We start from the raw sequence: 3,413 nt of genomic DNA, 5'->3' as shown, positions 1-3,413 counted from the left end.
GTGTGTTGTTTGAGAACTGCACAGTGGACGCGAGCATCTTTGTTGTAAGTGTTTAAGAGCGTACGGTGGATGCCTTGGCACCAGGAGCCGATGAAGGACGTGGGAGGCTGCGTTAAGCCTCGGGGAGCTGTCAACCGAGCTGAGATCCGAGGATGTCCGAATGGGGAAACCCAGCCACAGTGATGTGTGGTTACCCGCACCTGAATGTATAGGGTGTGTGGAGGGAACGTGGGGAAGTGAAACATCTCAGTACCCACAGGAAGAGAAAACAATATGTGATTCCGTGAGTAGTGGCGAGCGAAAGCGGATGAGGCTAAACCATGGGTGTGTGATAGCCGGCGGGCGTTGCATTCGTGGGGTTGTGGGATCCGCCAAAGTCAATTCTGCCGGATTGGCCGACAGTGAGAAATCATCGTGTTAGTCGAAGTGGTCTGGAACGGCCTGTCGTAGAGGGTGAGAGTCCCGTAGACGAAAACATGGTGACTGTCGTGGCGGACACCCGAGTAGCAGCGGGCCCGTGAAATCTGCTGTGAATCTGTCGGGACCACCCGATAAGCCTGAATACTCCCTGGTGACCGATAGCGGACGAGTACCGTGAGGGAAAGGTGAAAAGTACCCCGGGAGGGGAGTGAAATAGTACCTGAAACCGTGCGCTTACAATCCGTCAGAGCCTGCGCTGCCCTTCGGGGTGGGTGGGTGATGGCGTGCCTTTTGAAGAATGAGCCTGCGAGTTAGTGGCATGTCGCGAGGTTAACCCGTGTGGGGGAGCCGTAGCGAAAGCGAGTCCGAATAGGGCGCCCGTAGTGGCATGTTCTAGACCCGAAGCGGAGTGATCTACCCATGGCCAGGGTGAAGCGACGGTAAGACGTCGTGGAGGCCCGAACCCACTTAGGTTGAAAACTGAGGGGATGAGCTGTGGGTAGGGGTGAAAGGCCAATCAAACTCCGTGATAGCTGGTTCTCCCCGAAATGCATTTAGGTGCAGCGTCGCGTGTTTCACTCTGGAGGTAGAGCTACTGGATGGCCGATGGGCCCCACAAGGTTACTGACGTCAGCCAAACTCCGAATGCCAGGGTGTGAGAGCGCGGCAGTGAGACTGCGGGGGATAAGCTTCGTAGTCGAGAGGGAAACAGCCCAGATCGCCGGCTAAGGCCCCTAAGCGTGTACTAAGTGGAAAAGGATGTGGGGTCGCGAAGACAACCAGGAGGTTGGCTTAGAAGCAGCCACCCTTGAAAGAGTGCGTAATAGCTCACTGGTCAAGTGATCCTGCGCCGACAATGTAGCGGGGCTCAAGTACACCGCCGAAGCCGCGGCACTCACACAACACATTCATGCGCCCCTGCGGGGGCGTGTGCAGTGGTGTGGGTGGGTAGGGGAGCGTCGTGCAGTCGTGGAAGCAGCAGTGTGAACTAGTTGTGGAGGCTGCGCGAGTGAGAATGCAGGCATGAGTAGCGAAAGACGAGTGAGAAACTCGTCCGCCGAATGACCAAGGGTTCCTGGGCCAGGTTAATCCGCCCAGGGTGAGTCGGGACCTAAGGCGAGGCCGACAGGCGTAGTCGATGGACAACGGGTTGATATTCCCGTACCCGTGTGAACGCGCCCCTGGTGAATCAGTGATGCTAAGCGCCCAGAAGCCTGCCGCGCGCCTTCGGGTGTGGGGTGGGTGGATGCGCGTGAACCGATCTGGTAGTAGCCAAGCGATGGGGTGACGCAGGAAGGTAGCTGAGCCAGTCAGTGGTGATACTGGTGTAAGCGTGTAGGGCGAGTGGTAGGCAAATCCGCCACTCACATGCCTGAGACGTGACGCGTAGCCGAGTGAGGCGAATTCAGTGATCCTATGCTGCCGAGAAAAGCCTCTAGCGAGCTTTCACACGGCCCGTACCCCAAACCGACACAGGTGGTCAGGTAGAGAATACCAAGGCGATCGAGAGAACTGTGGTTAAGGAACTCGGCAAAATGCCCCCGTAACTTCGGGAGAAGGGGGGCCTTCGCTGGTGACGAGTCTTGCACTCCGAGCTGGTGGGGGCCGCAGAGACCAGAGAGAAGCGACTGTTTACTAAAAACACAGGTCCGTGCGAAGTCGTAAGACGATGTATACGGACTGACGCCTGCCCGGTGCTGGAAGGTTAAGAGGACCGGTCAGCCAGCAATGGCGAAGCTGAGAATTTAAGCCCCAGTAAACGGCGGTGGTAACTATAACCATCCTAAGGTAGCGAAATTCCTTGTCGGGTAAGTTCCGACCTGCACGAATGGCGTAACGACTTCTCTGCTGTCTCAACCACAGACTCGGCGAAATTGCATTACGAGTAAAGATGCTCGTTACGCGCGGCAGGACGAAAAGACCCCGGGACCTTCACTATAGCTTGGTATTGGTGTTCGGTTCGGTTTGTGTAGGATAGGTGGGAGACTGTGAAACGGGCACGCCAGTGTTCGTGGAGTCGTTGTTGAAATACCACTCTGATCGTATTGGACATCTAACCTCGGACCATGATCTGGTTCAGGGACAGTGCCTGGTGGGTAGTTTAACTGGGGCGGTTGCCTCCCAAAATGTAACGGAGGCGCCCAAAGGTTCCCTCAGCCTGGTTGGCAATCAGGTGGCGAGTGCAAGTGCACAAGGGAGCTTGACTGTGAGACTGACGGGTCGAGCAGGGACGAAAGTCGGGACTAGTGATCCGGCACCGGCATGTGGAAGCGGTGTCGCTCAACGGATAAAAGGTACCCCGGGGATAACAGGCTGATCTTCCCCAAGAGTCCATATCGACGGGATGGTTTGGCACCTCGATGTCGGCTCGTCGCATCCTGGGGCTGGAGTAGGTCCCAAGGGTTGGGCTGTTCGCCCATTAAAGCGGCACGCGAGCTGGGTTTAGAACGTCGTGAGACAGTTCGGTCTCTATCCGCCGCGCGCGTCAGAAACTTGAGGAAGGCTGTCCCTAGTACGAGAGGACCGGGACGGACGAACCTCTGGTGTGCCAGTTGTTCCGCCAGGAGCACTGCTGGTTGGCCACGTTCGGAAGGGATAACCGCTGAAAGCATCTAAGCGGGAAGCCTGTTCCAAGATGAGGTTTCTCACCCCCTCGAGGGGGTAAGGCCCCCGGCAGACCACCGGGTTGATAGGCCAGAACTGGAAGCACAGCAATGTGTGCAGGTGACTGGTACTAATAGGCCGAGGACTTACCACGAAGAAGCTACGCGTCCACTGTGCAGTATCTGAAACAACACACAAACCCCCCCACCCGGCCGGCAACCACCGCCGGCCACCGGACCCGGGGGGTGTGACAGTTTCACAGAGTTACGGCGGCCATAGCGGAGGGGAAACGCCCGGCCCCATTCCGAACCCGGAAGCTAAGCCCTCCAGCGCCGATGGTACTGCACTCGACAGGGTGTGGGAGAGTAGGACACCGCCGAACACCCGTT

At 57.5% G+C, this 3,413-nt stretch carries 2 rRNA genes; both read left to right on the top strand.

What is annotated here, in order from left to right:
* Positions 1 to 42 precede the first annotated feature (42 nt).
* Positions 43 to 3,178, top strand: a 23S ribosomal RNA gene (locus EGT50_RS16855).
* A gap of 111 nt (positions 3,179 to 3,289) precedes the next feature.
* Positions 3,290 to 3,406: ribosomal RNA gene (gene rrf, locus EGT50_RS16850) — 5S ribosomal RNA — on the top strand.
* The last annotated feature ends 7 nt before the right edge of the window (positions 3,407 to 3,413 follow it).

This window comes from Rhodococcus xishaensis, from assembly GCF_004011825.1.
Classification (GTDB): domain Bacteria; phylum Actinomycetota; class Actinomycetes; order Mycobacteriales; family Mycobacteriaceae; genus Prescottella; species Prescottella xishaensis.
This window is presented reverse-complemented; position numbering and strand designations above follow the sequence as displayed.